Consider the following 1337-nt stretch of genomic DNA (forward strand, 5'->3'; position numbering starts at 1 on the left):
TTTTGGGTGGTGAGTGGGATGTCTTTCAAGCGTTCTGGAATGCCCGACCCAGAAGAGGGGATACCTCACCACTTTAATGTCTTGCACCCGGTTCCCTGGCCAGGTGAATCGCATCTAAATCGGTTGGGGTAAAACCTCCTCAGGAGGACGACCCCATGAGTCTCTTGGAAAAATTTAAAACACTTACCGACCCGCGAGTAAAAAGAACCCGAAAATACCCACTGGCAGACATTCTCATCATCGTACTCTGTGCTCTCATTTGCTCCGCAGACTCCCTGGTCGCCATCGTCAAGTGGGCAGACTCACAACGAGAATGGCTTAAGCAAAACTTCGGCATTGAAGCCATTCCCTCTCACGATACTGTCGGACGCGTCCTAGCCAAGATCGACCCGAAGTTGCTAGCACAGTGCCTCACAGACTGGGCAAGTCAAACTTGGACAAAAACGGCTACGGTCCAGGGAGATGCTCCTGTGGTTGCTTTCGACGGTAAACGACTCAAAGGCGCTTTAGGCGTTTTGAATCTGGTAACTGCCTGGGCAAGCGACTCACAACTCATCTTAGCGGTAGCCAAAGCAAAAGAGGGAGCCGATGAACAAGAAGTGATGCGCAAGCTGCTTGCTCTGCTGAACTTGGAGGGATGCCTGGTAACTGCCGATGCTCTTCACACTCAGGTGGAGACCGCTCAAGCAATTCGAAAGCGTAAGGCAGACTACCTTTTGGCACTTAAAAACAACCAGGGCCAAGCCTATAACTCTGCCCAGCAACTTTTCGACAAGATCCGTGCTGGCAAACTTAGCAGTGCAGATTCGTGCCTCCAGAGAAGCTATCATCGTGGTGTTCGTGAGGAGCGTCGTTGCTGGGTAGTAAGCGATGTGGCCTTGATTGACCCCTTCGAGCGCTGGCCAGACTTGAAAAATGTCGTCTGTGTCGAGCGGATTTGCTACAAGGGCACCCAGGAGAAAAGTCGTCAGATTCGTTACTTTCTTTCGAGTGCTTCTGGTCGTGCGGGCTTATTTGTTCGTGCGACTCGTGGTCATTGGGGTATAGAGAACAGTCAGCATTGGCGTTTGGATGTGTTCTTTCGTGAGGACTTATCTCGTGTAAGTGGTAATGGTGCGGTTAGCCTTGGAGTCTTTCGTCGCCTTGCTCTCTCCCTTTTGAAGCGGGAAACCAGTGAGAAAGTTGGTGTTCAGACCAAGCGCCAGATGGCGGGATGGGACGTGACCTATCTGGAGAAGGTCTTGGCAGCATAAGATGCAATTCACCTGGTTCCCTGGCCCAGCGCACTGGCAAACGAAATTTGTCCGCCGTGTGCCTGCGCAATGCTTTTGCAGAGA

General features: G+C 51.8%; 1 protein-coding gene. It reads left to right on the forward strand.

The features are described 5' to 3' along the window. Nucleotides 1-155 precede the first annotated feature (155 nt). A complete protein-coding gene (locus RMO15_RS24530) occupies nucleotides 156-1253 on the forward strand; it encodes an ISAs1 family transposase (protein ID WP_309718795.1) in 1098 nt (365 codons plus the stop codon). Nucleotides 1254-1337: the final 84 nt, after the last annotated feature.

The sequence above is a fragment of the Armatimonas sp. genome (assembly GCF_031410135.1).
GTDB lineage: Bacteria > Armatimonadota > Armatimonadia > Armatimonadales > Armatimonadaceae > Armatimonas.